Below are 15,562 nucleotides of genomic sequence, written 5' to 3'. Positions count from 1 at the left end.
CTATAGCCTTTTGTCCATTTGTTTTACCATTTTATTTTTCCACTCATAAAAATCTCCTGCTAAGATATGTTTTCTAGCCTCTCTTACCAACCAAAGATAAAAACCAAGATTATGAATGGTAGCTATCTGTTTTCCCAGGTACTCATTAGCAGCAAACAAATGACGTAAATAAGCTTTAGAATAATAGGTGTCCACAAAAGTAATCCCCATTTCATCAATGGGAGAAAAATCATCTTCCCATTTCTTATTTTTAATATTAATGGTTCCGTGGGCAGTAAACAACATCCCGTTTCTGGCATTTCTGGTCGGCATCACACAGTCAAACATATCAACCCCCAATGCTATATTTTCCAATATATTAATAGGTGTACCCACCCCCATTAAATACCTGGGTTTATCCTCCGGCAACACGCTACATACTATATCGGTCATCTCATACATTTCTTCCGCTGGCTCCCCAACCGATAATCCCCCTATGGCATTTCCTTCAGCTCCTACATTAGCAATGTATTCTGCCGATTGCAAACGTAAATCCTTATAGGTAGAACCCTGCACAATAGGAAACAACGTTTGCTCATATCCATATTTGGATGGGGTATTATTAAAACGACTAACACAACGGTCTAACCACCGGTGTGTACGATGCATAGAACTCTTGGCGTAACGGTAATCACATGGATAAGGTGTACATTCATCAAAAGCCATAATGATATCCGCACCAATGGTTCGTTGAATATCCATTACATTTTCCGGAGTAAAAACATGATAAGAACCATCGATGTGACTTTTAAACTTTACACCTTCCTCTTTAATTTTTCTTCTCCCAGACAGAGAATAAACCTGAAATCCACCACTATCAGTTAAAATATTTCGATCCCAGTTCATGAATTTATGTAGCCCGCCTGCCTTTTCAAGAATTTCTGTTTTAGGTCTTAAATACAAATGATAGGTATTTCCTAAAATAATATCCGGATTGATATCTTCCTTCAATTCTCTTTGATGCACCCCCTTTACAGAGGCTACCGTACCTACAGGCATAAAAATTGGGGTCTCGATGGTACCGTGATCGGTAGTGATAACCCCAGCTCTGGCCTTACTTCCCTGGTCTTTTCCTTTTAAGTCAAATTTCATAAATAATCCTTCAATGTCGGCAAAGATAAACAACTAGCTGTTATATAAACCGCTATTAATTTGTAAAATATTTCACAAACAAATACTAAAGTTATAAAATGATAGCACAAGGTCTTTGTTCGCCATCAATAAAAAACTTACTTTTGCCCCGAAAAAATTTTTGAATAAAAATGCCTGATACACAACAACTAAACGATTTAGTGATTCAAGTTCGCAGAGATATTTTGCGCATGGTTCACAAAGTAAATTCGGGTCACCCCGGTGGCTCTTTAGGATGTACTGAGTTTTTTGTAGCTCTTTACAACGAAATCATGGAACTAAACGAAGAGTTTGACATGGATGGAATTGGTGAAGACCTGTTTTTCCTATCCAATGGTCACATCTCTCCAGTTTACTACAGTGTTCTAGCAAGAAAAGGATATTTTCCTGTTGAGGAATTGAACACTTTCCGCTTAATCAATTCACGTTTACAAGGACACCCAACTACGCACGAAGGACTTCCTGGCGTTAGAATCGCTTCAGGATCTTTAGGACAAGGTATGTCTGTAGCTTTAGGTGCTGCTGAAGCTAAAAAACTTAACAACGACAATCACATTGTATATAGCCTTCACGGTGATGGAGAACTTCAGGAAGGTCAAAACTGGGAAGCTATTATGTATGCGTCTGCTAAAAAAGTAGATAACATAATTGCTACAGTCGACCTAAATGGGAAACAAATTGACGGCGCTACCGACGATGTTCTGCCAATGGGAAGTGTAAAAGCGAAATTTGAAGCTTTTGGTTGGGATGTATTGGAAGTAGAACAAGGAAATGACCTGGAAGCTATTATAGCAGGTCTAAAAGAGGCGAAAACACGTACAGGTAAAGGAAAACCGGTTTGTATTTTGCTACATACAGAAATGGGTAATGGCGTAGATTTCATGATGCATACGCACGCATGGCACGGAAAAGCTCCAAATGACGAACAATTAGCTATCGCATTAGAGCAAAATCCTGAAACCCTTGGTGATTACTAAGTATTAACCTCTTTTATTTTTTAAACATGACACAAGCAACAATGAAAAAATATATAGATACCGGGAAAAAAGACACCCGTAGTGGTTTTGGAGCTGGCTTAACTGAATTAGGAAGAACCAATCCGAATGTGGTAGCATTATGTGCCGACTTGGTAGGGTCTTTGAAAATGGATGATTTCATTAAAGAGAATCCAGAGCGCTTTTTCCAGGTTGGAATCGCAGAAGCTAATATGATGGGACTTGCTGCGGGAATGACCATCGGAGGCAAAATACCTTTTACAGGTACTTTCGCGAACTTTTCAACCGGACGAGTTTACGATCAAATACGTCAGTCAATCGCTTATTCTGGTAAAAATGTAAAAATCTGTGCTTCACATGCTGGTATAACACTAGGTGAAGATGGTGCTACTCACCAGATTCTGGAAGATATCGGACTGATGAAAATGTTACCGGGAATGACTGTAATCAACCCTTGTGACTTCAACCAAACAAAAGCGGCAACTCTTGCAATTGCTGAACACGAAGGACCTGTTTACTTGCGTTTTGGAAGACCGGCAGTAGCTAACTTCACTCCGGAAGATCAGAAATTCGAAATCGGAAAAGCACTTCAGTTAACAGAAGGTACCGACGTTACTATTATCGCTACAGGTCACTTGGTTTGGGAAGCCTTATTGGCCGCAGAAGCTTTAGAAGCAAAAGGTATTTCTGCTGAAGTAATCAATATCCACACCATTAAACCATTGGATGACGCAGCCATTTTAGCCTCTGTAGCTAAAACAGGATGTGTTGTAACTTGTGAAGAACATAATTTCTTAGGAGGACTTGGAGAAAGTGTATCAAGAGTTCTAGTGAAAAACAATCCTGTACCTCAGGAGTTTGTAGCTACCAATGATACATTTGGTGAAAGTGGTACTCCAGCTCAGCTAATGGAAAAATACGGACTTAACAATAAAGCCATTGAAGAGGCCGTTGTAAAAGTGTTGAAAAGAAAATAAATAATTGGTAGGGTTTTTGTGACCCTACCTGTTATTAATTCAAACTCAAAAAAATCATTATGAAGAAAACACTTTTATTATTTTTCGTACTGGCAAGTACAACCATTATGGCCCAAACAAACTCCGGATGGGGAATCAAAGGAGGACTTAACTACAACTCAAATGGTAAATATTTTGACGATGCGGCAGATATCTATGAAGATCCTTCCGCAAATGTTGGTTACCATTTCGGATTTTTCGGTAAAGGCAACCTTACCGGATCCTTATTTATTAAACCTGAATTGGTTTATACCAAAACTAAAAGTGATTATAACGGAGACAAGTTCGACATGAGCAAACTTGACATGCCTGTTTTACTGGGATATAAAATACTAGGCCCGCTTGAAGTATTCGCTGGCCCGGCATTTCAATACATCCTGGATACAGAATTCGACGGAATAACCATGGAAGATGTTGAAAATGACTTTACCATCGGAATGAACATAGGAGTTGGTATCAGCCTCGGAAATATCGGTATCGATTTAAGATACGACCGAGGATTCTCGGATAACGAAGCTACTTTTATCAATGATAATATTGTCGATGGTGCAGTAGATAGAGTAGACACCCGTCCTGAACAATTGGTTCTGGGAGTTTCTTTAAGACTCTGATAAACATTATTATCTCTATAAAACAAAAACGTCTTTCTATCACGAAAGACGTTTTTTTTATACACTACGCTCCTGTCGTCTTTCATCCCCTATTTATACACGCCTATATACCCGATCAGACGCATAGACCTGCTGCGCTGCTATTAAAGAGAACTACCGAACAAAACCGGCTTCTGCTAACAAATTCATTTTACCTCAAAATGCTCCATGGAAGTTGGTGTGAATTCGATGTATTCTCACTGATAGGAGTTACCTCTATCAAAAAGATCGCAAAAGATGAGATAAGACGAAATACAGTTCAAGGCAACAGCCTGGCACAGGTACACATCTTTTTCAATAGCGGTGAGTCAACAGACCCCTGACAAGAGCATAAAACAGTTAACACACCTCCAGGCTACTAAAACAAATCCTTTATACGTTGAATAACATCATGAATGTTTATTTCCCAAAAAGTAAGACACCCCTCAAAGCACCTATTCAGACACGCTACTTAAGTATAGAAATAAAAAAAGCACCCTGTCATTTCAAGGTGCCCTTTGTATATCTTAAAGAACCGGTTTTAATTAATCATTATCTAAATAATCCGGAATCCCATCACCATCGGTATCGTCTGGTATTCCATCAGGCTCAAATTCGCCGGTGACATTATTTTTAATATCGTACTCATTCTTGGTTAAAGTACCATCCGCATCATCATCGGTATCCACAAAGTTAGCAACGCCATTATTCACAGAATAGCCATTTTTAAGCTCCCACGCAAGATCGGTATTATCATCAAACAAATACTGATTATTATTTAAATCCTCCAGATAAGAAGGAATACCATCCTGATCATGATCAACCTCTAAACGCATTCCCAACATATCAATCTTAAATATAATTGGAGAATAAGAAGGAATCCCTGATCTGGCAGCACCAAAATATGCCAATCCAGAAGGCATTATAATCAACCCAACACCGTAATCATTATTAAAAGTTACAGAACCATCAGAATTCTCTACAAATCCTGTACCCCTCTTTAATTTAACTACACCGGTATAATACCCCCTTACCAAACTCGGTAAGTTTTGCCATGTCGGAACTTCTCTCGAATCAAAAACATCGCCACTTAAAAGGTTTCCCTCGTATCGAACCAAAGCAGAGTCTGCAACTGTTAGTGTTTCATCAATAACACCTTGCCTAGCCGTCAGGGTATACAACTTATGAGTTACAGCCGCTTCATCAGGATCAGGCGCATGTTCTAACGACTGAACTTCAACCTGATCAATCATTGGAGTTTTACCTGCATTATCCCCCGCGATCGTATCAATTACTATTTTATAATCAAAATCTGCCGGCGGATTTTCAAATTCCTCGTAATTATAAAAATGCGTTTCCAGGAAGGCAACGATCTCAGCATCATTCTCTTCAGACACCTCCTGGGGATCTCTCAGATCAACTGTAGTTTCACCTCCATCGTCATCTTTATTACACGAAATGAAAATTGTAGTAAGTATTAGTAAAGCAGATAGTTTGCGTATCTTCATCTTCTTCGATATTTTAGAGCACGCAAGATAGTATTTTCTCGTATTTTTGCTTGAAGCATTAACGAAATTTTTTGTTTACCAAATGAGAATTGATAAATATTTGTGGTGTATACGGTATTACAAAACCCGAAATAAGGCAACCGAAGCTTGTAAAAAAGGCCATATCAGGGTAAACGGACAGGCAGTAAAACCCTCCAGAGAAGTATTTCCAACCGACAAACTGATCGTTCGGAAAAATCAGATCGAATACCAGCTTACGGTGCTGGATATACCGCCGAATCGGGTTGGAGCCAAACTTGTTGATATTTACAGGCACGATACCACTCCCAAAGAAGCATTTGATCATGCTGAGCTTCTCAAGCATGCCAAAGAACATTATCGTAAAAAGGGAACCGGAAGACCTACCAAAAAAGATCGTAGAGATATTGATGACTTTGTTAATGATGATATAGAACATGGAACTGAATAAAGAATACTGGGAAAACAGATACCTAACCAAAGAGACCCAATGGGACCTTGGAGAAATCTCGACACCTGTCAAAAACTATATCGATCAACTAACCAATAAAAACCTTAAAATCTTAATCCCGGGAGCTGGCAATAGCTATGAGGCTGAATACCTGTTTCAAAAAGGTTTTAAGAATGTATATGTGATTGACATTGCTTCTACCCCCCTCGCCAACCTGTCTAAACGAATAAAAAGCTTCCCTGGAGAGCAACTTATCCACAAGGATTTCTTTGACCTGCACCTGAAATTTGATCTAATCATCGAACAAACATTTTTTTGCGCTTTGGATCCGGACTTAAGACTTGATTACGCCAGGAAAACCTATGAACTTTTAAATCCGAATGGAAAAATAGCCGGACTACTATTTAACTTTCCCCTAACGGACCAAGGCCCGCCATTCGGAGGAAACAAGACGGCTTATGAAAAAACTTTCGATCCTTATTTTAATATAAAAACATTAGAAAAATGCTATAACTCGATTAAACCACGACAAGGAAACGAACTCTTTTTTATTTTTGAAAAAAAACAGACACTTTAAAAACAAGAACACATGACATCTACGCAAAATAAAATACTCGGCCACGATGAAATTCAACATAAAATAAAGCGTATTGCATATCAGATATACGAAACATTTGTAGAAGAAGATGAGATCATTATCGCCGGGATTGCAAAAGGAGGACTTGATTTTGCTAAAAAGCTCCAACAAACCTTCAATGAAATCGCCGACATCAAAACCACGATTTGCGAAGTAGTTATCGATAAACAAAATCCATTAGCACCAATATCCACCAGCTTAGATAAAACTGCTTACCAAAACAAAGCCATTGTACTGGCAGATGATGTATTAAATACCGGAGGAACGCTCATTTATGGTGTAAAACACTTCCTGAACGTCCCTCTGAAAAAATTTAAAACAGTGGTTCTGGTCGATAGAAACCACAAAAAGTATCCGATAAAAGCAGATTTTAAAGGCATCTCACTTTCTACTTCCCTACAAGAACATGTCGAAGTTGTATTCGAAGAAAACAATGATGCTGTCTTTTTACACTAGTAAAGATTGAATTTCACCGGATAGTGTTTCAATTGATTTTTTATCAACGTTAATAATATGTTTTGCCCGTAAATAGTAAAAATTACGCTCAAACAAGTGTTTTTGAATAAACTCGGGCAATTCTTCTTTATTTAAATCCTTTATCAGTGGACGTTGCTCCTTCTCCTTCTCCAGCCTGCCAATCAATGTCTCAATAGAAGCCTTTAAGTAAAAAACATGATCAGTGGCCTCTAAAATTAAATCCATATTGTTTCCGTAGCATGGCGTTCCTCCACCTAAAGAAATTATCTTTTTACGTTCCGTCTCCAAAACTTCTTTTAAATAAGTCGTCTCTTTTTTTCTAAAATAGACTTCTCCGTGGTCAGAAAATATCTCACGTATGGTTTTACCTTCCTTTTCTTCTATGAATGAATCCAAATCTAAAAAGTCTAAATCAGTATTTTTAGCTAAAAACTTCCCGATTGCCGACTTACCGGACCCCATATAACCTAATAAAACAATATTCATATTTAAACAAATTATTAAAATACAGCAGGTTAAATAAACTGCCTGCAAAAAAAAGCAAATTTATATTAAAAATGGCTTGAAAAATAAATTATAGGTCTTATATTTGCACCCGCATTCAAGCAATGACCTGGTAGCTCAGTTGGTAGAGCATCTCCCTTTTAAGGAGAGGGTCCTGGGTTCGAGCCCCAGCCAGGTCACAAAAGCCTTCAAACATAGGCTTTAATTAATTTAGACTTGATAGCTCAGTTGGTAGAGCATCTCCCTTTTAAGGAGAGGGTCCTGGGTTCGAGCCCCAGTCAAGTCACTAAAAAAAAGTTGAGCTAATGCTTAACTTTTTTTATTTTTGACATAATTGTCTGGCCCATGTGGTGAAATTGGTAGACACGCCATCTTGAGGGGGTGGTGTCCGCAAGGACGTGCTGGTTCGAATCCAGTCGTGGGCACAAAAAATTACTTTCCTTTAATATTTCTCGTAAAATTTTAAACAAAATCCCCATTTAAAGTCAATATTTTATTAAATTTGTTTAATCATTCTTCTTAAATGATGAACAATACAAAACAAACATTCAGCATTAAGGATTTGGAGAACCTTTCAGGTATCAAAGCACATACCATACGTATATGGGAAAAAAGATACAACCTGCTAGCTCCGAAACGCACGGAAACAAATATTAGATTTTACACCCTGGATGATCTGCAAAAACTATTGAACATATCCTTTTTAAATCAACATGGATATAAGATCTCCAAAATTGCTGAATTAAGCGCAGAAAAGATACCAGTACTTGTACGTGAGATCTTAAATAATGATCGATCCTCAGACGATTATATGAATAAGTTCAAGATGGCAATGATCAATTTCGATCAATCACTCTTTTACACAACATATAACAACCTGCTTAACCAAAAAAGCTTCAGAGAGATTTTCTACAAGATCTTTATACCCCTTTTAAACGAAATAGGCCTTCTCTGGCAAACAAATACCATATCACCCGCTCAGGAACACTTTATTTCGAACCTTATAAAGCAAAAAATATTAATCAATACAGAAAACCTGTACCAGGAAGCTCCTAGCCATAATAAAACCTTCGTTCTTTACCTGCCAGAAAATGAAATTCATGAAATTAGATTACTGTATCTGAACTACGAGGTTAATCTTCACGGATATAAATCGATTTATCTCGGGCAAACAGTGCCATTAAAAAGCCTGGAAGACATCAAGAAAAATCACGAAAATGTAACCTTTATATCTTATTTTACTGTTGAACCTACTGTAGAAAGGATCTACACTTATTTTGAACAGTTTAATGAACTTATGGGTAAAGACACAGCGCTGTGGGTTCTTGGTAAGCAGATTCACGATTTAAAATTAAGCTCCATACCACCTAACGTTAGATTATTGAAATCTATTCAAGAAGTGTTAGAAATATTATAATTTTTTTTACCTAAGCTTTTTTTGTTTAACTTTATATTATATTTGTTAAACATGAATAGAAAAGCAATTGTTATAGGTTCCGGGTTTTCTTCCCTTGCTGCATCTTGTTATCTGGCAAAATCGGGTTTCGAAGTAACCATATTTGAAAAGAATAATTCAACAGGTGGCAGAGCCCGTCAATTAAAAAAAGATGGGTTCACCTTCGATATGGGACCAACTTGGTATTGGATGCCCGATGTGTTCGAACGTTTCTTTGCAGACTTCAACAAGAAACCTTCAGACTATTATTCACTGATGAAGCTCGATCCGGCCTATCAGGTTTATTTCGATAAAGACAAAAGCATTACCATAGGAGACACCCTGGAAAAGATTTATGAAGCCTTTGAAAATGAAGAAAAAGGCAGTTCTAAAAAACTAAAGAAGTTTATTCAAAAGGCTCAAAAGAACTACGAAATTGCCATTACAGACCTGGTTTACAGACCTGGGGTATCCCCCCTCGAACTCATCACTCCTGAAACCATAAAAAACCTAAACCAGTTTTTTAGCAGTATCAAAGCCATGGTGAGGAAAGAATTTAAAAACCAACACCTGGTTCAAATTCTCGAATTCCCGGTACTCTTTTTAGGCGCCAAGCCCTCCGCTACCCCCAGTTTCTATAATTTTATGAATTATGCAGATTTCGGACTGGGAACCTGGCATCCGAATAAGGGTATGTACAGCATTGTTCAGGCTATGACACTCCTGGCTATTTCTCTGGGCGTTAAAATAGAAACCAAAGCCAATGTGCAAAAAATCAAGGTTCAGGACAAAGAAGCCACAGGTATTTTAGTTAATAACAATTTTATACAAGCTGATATTGTGCTTAGCGGAGCCGATTACCATCATACAGAAACGCTATTGGATCGTAAATACAGAAATTATTCAGAGGCTTATTGGAAAAGAAAAACATTTGCTCCCTCTTCACTTCTCTTTTATGTAGGATTTAATAAAAAACTGAAAAACGTATCGCATCATACACTTTTCTTTGACGTAGATTTTGATGCGCACGCAGCAGCAATTTACGACGAACCCAAATGGCCTGAGCAACCACTCTTTTATGCTAGTTTCCCCTCTAAATCAGATCCCTCTTTTGCCCCCGAAGGTCAAGAGTCCGGAACGTTTTTAATTCCATTGGCACCCGGCCTGGAAGACACAGAAGAACTAAGAGAAGAATATTTTAAAACCATTATCACACGATTAGAAAAAATTACGGATCAGGAGATCAGAAATAATATTTTATTTAAAGAATCCTATTGCGTGAACGACTTCATCAAAGATTACAATTCGTACAATGGCAATGCCTATGGCCTGGCCAACACGCTGACACAAACAGCCTTTCTAAGACCAAAACTGAAAAGTAAAAAAGTTCGTAACTTATACTTTACAGGACAGTTAACAGTTCCGGGGCCCGGAGTACCTCCATCGCTTATTTCAGGAAAACTGGTTGCAGACCTAATTAACAAACACCACCAATAAAACATGAAAACACTTTTCGACACCGTATCCTACGCCTGTAGCAAAAGAGTCACTCAAACCTACAGCACATCGTTTTCCCTGGCAGTAAAAATGCTCGCTCCTTCCATACGGCAAGACATTCATAACATCTATGGGTTTGTACGTTTTGCTGATGAAATAGTAGATTCATTTCACGACTACAACAAAGAAATGCTGCTTAACAAATTTGAATCAGATCTGGATCAAGCCCTTAAAGACAAAATAAGCTTGAATCCAATTCTAAATTCCTTTCAGCATACCGTACACAGGTACAGTATTGACTACGATCTTATTGCCTCTTTTCTAAAAAGCATGCGATTGGATCTCTCCAAACAAACCTACACTACCGATCTTGATTATCATGAATACATTTATGGTTCGGCAGATGTTGTGGGATTAATGTGTTTAAAAGTTTTTGTAAAAGGAGATCAGGAAAAATATAATGAACTAAAAGATGCAGCGAAAGCCCTTGGATCCGCATTTCAAAAAGTAAATTTCCTCAGAGATCTAAAAGATGATATGGAAGTATTGAACAGGTCGTATTTTCCAAATGCTGCCGAAAACTTCACGAACGAAACTAAACTCGAAATTATTGCAGAAATTGAAGAAGATTTTAAAAAAGCCTTTAAAGGTATCCTCGTATTACCAAAAGAAGCTAAATTTGGTGTTTATACAGCATACAGATATTACAAAAAATTATTGGACAAACTGAAAAAATCATCTGCACGCCAAATTCAATCTAAAAGAGTTCGTGTTCCAAATTACCAAAAGTTTGGTTTGTTAGCCAAATCTTATGTAAATTATAAACTCAACATATTTTAATTATTGTCATGAATACAATTATCTGGATCGGTGTTTTTATTGCAACTTTTTGCATTATGGAATTTATGGCATGGTTTACTCATAAATACGTAATGCATGGCTTTTTATGGAAATTACACAAAGACCATCATAAAAAAGATCACGACTCATGGTTCGAACGGAATGATGCCTTTTTTCTTTTTTATGCAGCCATCAGTATTATATTATTTTATCTGTGGAGCTTTGAAGGTTTTTGGCTGGGACTCCCAATTGGTCTGGGCATATTCACCTATGGTGCAACATATTTTTTGGTACATGATATTTTTATTCACCAAAGATTTAAAATATTCAGAAACGCCAATAACAGATACGCTAAAGCCATAAGAAGAGCTCATAAAATGCACCATAAACATCTCGGAAAAAATGATGGAGAATGTTTTGGCATGCTTTGGGTTCCCTTTAAATATTACAAAGAAGCTAAATAAATATGAAGAGCTTATACCTTATTCTGGACCTCGGCTCAATGGCCATTCCTTTCATTTTTAGCTTTCATTCAAAAATTAAATTTAACCGCTATTTTAAATCCGTCTTCCTCGGTATTGCTTTAACAATGGCGATATTTATACCCTGGGATGTTTATTTTACTCAGCACGGATTTTGGGGATTTAACGATCAATACCTAATTGGCAAAAGGTTATTAGGACTTCCGATTGAAGAGTGGTTGTTTTTTATTTGCATTCCTTTTGCCTGTATATTCACGCATTTTTGTTTAACCAAATTCTACCCCGGAATTAAGCTCAGCAGCAACACTACCCGTAACCTCACTATCGGGATTATAATTATAAGCGCGATTCTTTGCCTGTTAAACACTTCTCGCGCCTACACCTTTACAAACTACCTGTACGCGGTAATCCTCCTGAGTTTTACGCTTATAAAATTCCCAACTATCCTTCAACAATTCTATCTGACTTTTATCGTTATCCTACTGCCATTTTTTGTTGTTAACGGACTTTTGACAGGAAGTGCAATTGAATCTCAGGTAGTCTGGTATAATAATGAAGAAAATCTCGGGATACGTTTGCTTACGATTCCCGTAGAAGATATAATGTATGCATTTACGATGCTACTCACATGCTACATCCCCGTACATATAAGAAGAACTCAAAAACCCCTCTACAAGACTTAAACAAAAGTATTTGAAGTCAAGACTTCATAATCCATCACCCGTACAACACACATTGTTTTACTTCTGAAGTAGCAATAGATCTAACTGTTTTCGTACCGCATCACTGTTCCAATCTGCAGCACCGGTTTTTTCGATAACAATATTACCCTTTTTATCAATTAAATAGGTTGCTGGAATAGATCGCGAATACAATTCAACCGGAGTTTGGGAGCGTTCAAAATATACCGGGAAAGAATATCCATTCTCAGTCATAAATTTTGCAACCGACGCTTCCTTATCATTGGTAACAAAAAGAAATGACACCTTATCACCATAATCCTCATAAAGCGCCTGCATACTTGGCATCTCCGCAATACAAGGCGGACACCATGTTGCCCATAGGTTAACAAGAACCACATTTCCTTTGGTATTTTCAAAATTAAGAAGGGTACCGGTATCTGCTTTCTGAAGCTTCCAGTCATACTCCGTAAGCACTATTCTATCATCGACATCTACAACACTCGGACTAAATGCAATGATGCGATTCACCCATACCTTTACCGTTGTCCCTAGCGGCGTGAACAAAATAACCACGATAAATACCAGGAAAAATAAATTGGAAATCTGACTTTTATTTAATTTCATAAGTACCTAAAATAAAAATATACACTCAATTAGTTCGAATCGATTACATAAACTTTACACAGACTCTAAAATAAATTGACAAAAAAACTCCTTGCCGAACCAACAGCAAGGAGCCTAATTAATTATCGTGAATCACAAGGTTTATTAAGCCTTCCCTTTAGCCGCTATAAGGTTAAGGGCAGAACCAGCTTTAAACCAGGCAATCTGACTATCGTTATAAGTATGATTTGTAACAATCGTATCTTTACTACCATCAGCATGCACCAACTCAATTGTAAGCGGAGTATCTGGAGCAAAGCTTTCAAGATCTACGAAGTTAAAGGTATCATCTTCCTGTATTTTATCATAATCAGCCTCATTGGCAAAAGTTAATGCCAACATTCCTTGCTTCTTAAGATTTGTTTCGTGTATACGAGCAAAAGACTTCACCAATACCGCACGAACACCTAAGTGACGTGGTTGCATTGCAGCATGCTCACGAGAAGAACCTTCTCCATAATTGTGATCTCCAACAACTACTGTAGGGATTCCGGCAGCTTTATACTCGCGCTGAACATCAGGAACACCTCCATACTCGCCAGTCAATTGATTTTTTACAAAATTTGTCTTCTGGTTGTATGCATTTACAGCACCAATTAAAGTATTGTTGGCAATATTATCAAGATGACCACGGAAACGTAACCAAGGTCCAGCCATCGAAATATGGTCAGTAGTACATTTCCCGAACGCTTTGATCAATAGTTTAGCTCCTGTGATATTTTTACCATCCCAAGGTTTAAAAGGCTCTAATAACTGTAGTCTTTCAGAAGTCTCACTAACGGCTACTTCCACACCACTACCATCTTCAGCAGGCTTGATATAACCGGCATCCTCTACTGCAAATCCTTCTGGTGGTAATTCATATCCTCTTGGTTCTTCTAACATAACTTCTTCACCATCCTCATTGATAAGCTTATCAGTTAGTGGATTAAAATCCAATCGACCTGAAATAGCAATAGCAGTAACCAATTCCGGAGAACCAACAAACGCTAAAGTATTCGGGTTTCCATCAGCTCTTTTCGCAAAGTTTCTGTTGAAAGAATGAACAATGGTATTTCTGTCTTTATCTTCATCATTCCCTCCGTAACGATCCCACATACCGATACAAGGTCCGCAAGCATTAGCAAAAACAGTAGCACCGATTTTATCGAAAGTATCGATGTATCCGTCTCGCTCGATGGTATAACGCACCTGCTCTGAACCAGGAGTTATGGTAAAGTTAGACTTTGTTTTAAGTTTTTTGTCTGCAACCTGTTTAGCCAAAGATGCTGCTCTTGATATATCTTCATAAGAAGAGTTGGTACAAGAACCTATAAGACCATATTCCACTTTCAATGGCCAGTCATTTGCTTTAGCAGCCTCTTTCATCTCTGAAATTGGAGTCGCCAAATCCGGAGTAAATGGCCCGTTCAAATGAGGCTCTAACTCAGAAAGGTTGATCTCAATAACCTGATCGAAATATTGCTCAGGGTTTGCATATACCTCTGGATCGGCAGTAAGATATTCCTTAACCGCATTAGCAGCATCAGCAACATCAGCCCTGTCTGTAGAACGCAGATAACGATCCATTGATTCATCATATCCAAATGTTGATGTAGTAGCACCTACTTCAGCACCCATATTACAAATGGTTCCTTTACCAGTACAAGACATTGACTCTGCACCTTCACCAAAATATTCTACAATAGCTCCGGTACCACCTTTAACAGTAAGGATACCTGCCACTTTAAGAATCACATCTTTTGGAGCCGTCCAACCTGAAAGTTTACCAGTCAACTTAACCCCAATTAATTTAGGAAATTTTAATTCCCATGGCATACCAGCCATAACATCTACAGCATCTGCACCACCAACACCAATGGCTACCATCCCAAGACCACCTGCATTAACAGTGTGTGAATCGGTACCAATCATCATCCCGCCAGGGAATGCATAGTTTTCTAAAACAACCTGGTGAATAATACCTGCTCCAGGCTTCCAGAAACCAATTCCATATTTATTAGAAACTGACTCTAAAAAGTCAAATACTTCATTACTCGTTTCGTTTGCTCTTTTTAAATCCGCTTCTGCTCCTACTTTAGCTTGAATTAAGTGATCGCAATGTACCGTTGTTGGCACTGCTACCTTAGGTTTTCCGGCATGCATAAACTGCAACAAAGCCATCTGAGCTGTAGCATCCTGACATGCAATTCTATCAGGTGCGAAATCTACATAATCCTTACCGCGAACAAAAGCCTTGCCCGGCTTTCCGTCCCATAAATGAGAGTACAATATTTTTTCAGATAGCGTTAACGGCTTGCCGGTAATTTCACGAGCCTTATCCACTCGCTCGGCCATGTTAGCGTAAACACCCTTAATCATATCAATATCAAAAGCCATATATACTTGAATTTTAGTTTGAAAGTGTAGCAAAAATACGAAAAACAGTAGAGTTTTTAAAGTTTAAAACAAAACATTCATTAAATGATTTTATCTACAAAAAAAGGGACGTTTTGAACAGTTTTTTTATCAATATGATAAAATAAGGTAGTTCATTTTATATGAAACATAAAATAAC

At 37.8% G+C, this 15,562-nt stretch carries 17 protein-coding genes and 3 tRNA genes; 15 read left to right on the top strand and 5 right to left on the bottom strand.

From position 1 onward, the window contains the following. Nucleotides 1–1,131, bottom strand: a complete 1,131-nt coding sequence (tgt, locus tag BM361_RS06685) for a tRNA guanosine(34) transglycosylase Tgt (protein ID WP_074977845.1) — start codon at nt 1,129–1,131, stop codon at nt 1–3. Between the two features lie 170 nt (nt 1,132–1,301). Between tgt and BM361_RS06680 the strand changes: the two genes are divergently transcribed. From BM361_RS06680 to BM361_RS17040, 4 genes are all read left to right on the top strand, one after another. Then, on the top strand, nt 1,302–2,147 hold the full coding sequence (locus BM361_RS06680) for a transketolase (RefSeq protein ID WP_038265727.1): 846 nt from the start codon (nt 1,302–1,304) through the stop codon (nt 2,145–2,147). Nucleotides 2,148–2,188: 41 nt separating this feature from the next. After that, the gene (locus BM361_RS06675) at nt 2,189–3,142 is read left to right on the top strand and encodes a transketolase family protein (protein WP_038265729.1); all 954 of its coding nucleotides are present in this window, start codon (nt 2,189–2,191) and stop codon (nt 3,140–3,142) included. 59 nt (nt 3,143–3,201) lie between these two features. Continuing rightward, nucleotides 3,202–3,792 carry a porin family protein gene (locus BM361_RS06670; protein WP_074977753.1) on the top strand — a complete coding sequence of 197 codons (591 nt, stop codon included), beginning with the start codon at nt 3,202–3,204 and terminating at the stop codon, nt 3,790–3,792. 200 nt (nt 3,793–3,992) lie between these two features. Continuing rightward, a complete protein-coding gene (locus BM361_RS17040) occupies nt 3,993–4,154 on the top strand; it encodes a hypothetical protein (protein WP_217643756.1) in 162 nt (53 codons plus the stop codon). 201 nt (nt 4,155–4,355) lie between these two features. Here BM361_RS17040 and BM361_RS06665 read toward each other — a convergent pair whose 3' ends face one another. Continuing rightward, nucleotides 4,356–5,318, bottom strand: coding sequence for an FKBP-type peptidyl-prolyl cis-trans isomerase (locus BM361_RS06665; RefSeq protein WP_038265735.1), 963 nt, complete (start codon nt 5,316–5,318; stop codon nt 4,356–4,358). An 82-nt stretch (nt 5,319–5,400) separates the two neighbouring features. Here BM361_RS06665 and BM361_RS06660 point away from each other — a divergent pair, with 82 nt between their 5' ends. The 3 genes from BM361_RS06660 to BM361_RS06650 are packed head-to-tail and all read left to right on the top strand — an operon-like array spanning nt 5,401 to nt 6,880. Beyond that, nucleotides 5,401–5,787 (top strand): RNA-binding S4 domain-containing protein, encoded by a 387-nt coding sequence (locus tag BM361_RS06660; RefSeq protein WP_038265738.1) that lies wholly within the window; start codon nt 5,401–5,403, stop codon nt 5,785–5,787. Continuing rightward, nucleotides 5,774–6,364, top strand: a complete 591-nt coding sequence (locus BM361_RS06655; RefSeq protein WP_074977752.1) for a methyltransferase domain-containing protein — start codon at nt 5,774–5,776, stop codon at nt 6,362–6,364. Before BM361_RS06660 ends, BM361_RS06655 begins: the two co-directional genes overlap by 14 nt. Before the next feature lie 12 nt (nt 6,365–6,376). After that, nucleotides 6,377–6,880, top strand: coding sequence for a phosphoribosyltransferase family protein (locus BM361_RS06650; RefSeq protein ID WP_038265965.1), 504 nt, complete (start codon nt 6,377–6,379; stop codon nt 6,878–6,880). Here the strand turns inward: BM361_RS06650 and BM361_RS06645 are convergent. Next, nucleotides 6,872–7,387: a shikimate kinase gene (locus tag BM361_RS06645; RefSeq protein ID WP_038265744.1), complete on the bottom strand. Its 516-nt coding sequence runs from the start codon at nt 7,385–7,387 to the stop codon at nt 6,872–6,874. The two genes, BM361_RS06650 and BM361_RS06645, sit on opposite strands and share 9 nt — an antisense overlap. A gap of 124 nt (nt 7,388–7,511) precedes the next feature. Between BM361_RS06645 and BM361_RS06640 the strand changes: the two genes are divergently transcribed. From BM361_RS06640 to BM361_RS06605, 8 genes are all read left to right on the top strand, one after another. Beyond that, nucleotides 7,512–7,584: transfer RNA gene (locus tag BM361_RS06640), tRNA-Lys, on the top strand. A 34-nt stretch (nt 7,585–7,618) separates the two neighbouring features. Continuing rightward, a tRNA-Lys gene (locus BM361_RS06635) sits at nt 7,619–7,691 on the top strand. A 55-nt stretch (nt 7,692–7,746) separates the two neighbouring features. Continuing rightward, nucleotides 7,747–7,830, top strand: a tRNA-Leu gene (locus tag BM361_RS06630). 98 nt (nt 7,831–7,928) lie between these two features. After that, nucleotides 7,929–8,822: a MerR family transcriptional regulator gene (locus BM361_RS06625; protein WP_317039391.1), complete on the top strand. Its 894-nt coding sequence runs from the start codon at nt 7,929–7,931 to the stop codon at nt 8,820–8,822. A 51-nt stretch (nt 8,823–8,873) separates the two neighbouring features. Further along, on the top strand, nt 8,874–10,337 hold the full coding sequence (locus tag BM361_RS06620) for a phytoene desaturase family protein (RefSeq protein WP_074977749.1): 1,464 nt from the start codon (nt 8,874–8,876) through the stop codon (nt 10,335–10,337). 3 nt (nt 10,338–10,340) lie between these two features. Continuing rightward, a complete protein-coding gene (locus BM361_RS06615) occupies nt 10,341–11,177 on the top strand; it encodes a phytoene/squalene synthase family protein (protein ID WP_074977747.1) in 837 nt (278 codons plus the stop codon). Nucleotides 11,178–11,185: 8 nt separating this feature from the next. Then, complete coding sequence (locus BM361_RS06610) at nt 11,186–11,641, top strand: sterol desaturase family protein (protein WP_038265754.1); 456 nt, start codon at nt 11,186–11,188, stop codon at nt 11,639–11,641. 2 nt (nt 11,642–11,643) lie between these two features. Beyond that, the gene (locus BM361_RS06605; RefSeq protein WP_074977746.1) at nt 11,644–12,342 is read left to right on the top strand and encodes a lycopene cyclase domain-containing protein; all 699 of its coding nucleotides are present in this window, start codon (nt 11,644–11,646) and stop codon (nt 12,340–12,342) included. Nucleotides 12,343–12,399: 57 nt separating this feature from the next. Here the strand turns inward: BM361_RS06605 and BM361_RS06600 are convergent, their stop codons facing one another. Together BM361_RS06600 and BM361_RS06595 are read right to left on the bottom strand one after the other, a co-directional pair. Beyond that, nucleotides 12,400–12,966, bottom strand: a complete 567-nt coding sequence (locus BM361_RS06600; protein WP_074977744.1) for a TlpA family protein disulfide reductase — start codon at nt 12,964–12,966, stop codon at nt 12,400–12,402. 144 nt (nt 12,967–13,110) lie between these two features. Next, nucleotides 13,111–15,384 carry an aconitate hydratase gene (locus BM361_RS06595; RefSeq protein ID WP_074977743.1) on the bottom strand — a complete coding sequence of 758 codons (2,274 nt, stop codon included), beginning with the start codon at nt 15,382–15,384 and terminating at the stop codon, nt 13,111–13,113. Nucleotides 15,385–15,562: the final 178 nt, after the last annotated feature.

Source organism: Zhouia amylolytica (genome assembly GCF_900116365.1).
GTDB classification, from domain to species: Bacteria; Bacteroidota; Bacteroidia; order Flavobacteriales; family Flavobacteriaceae; genus Zhouia; species Zhouia amylolytica.
Note: the sequence above shows the minus strand (reverse complement) of the source record. Positions and strands in the feature narration are given on the sequence as shown.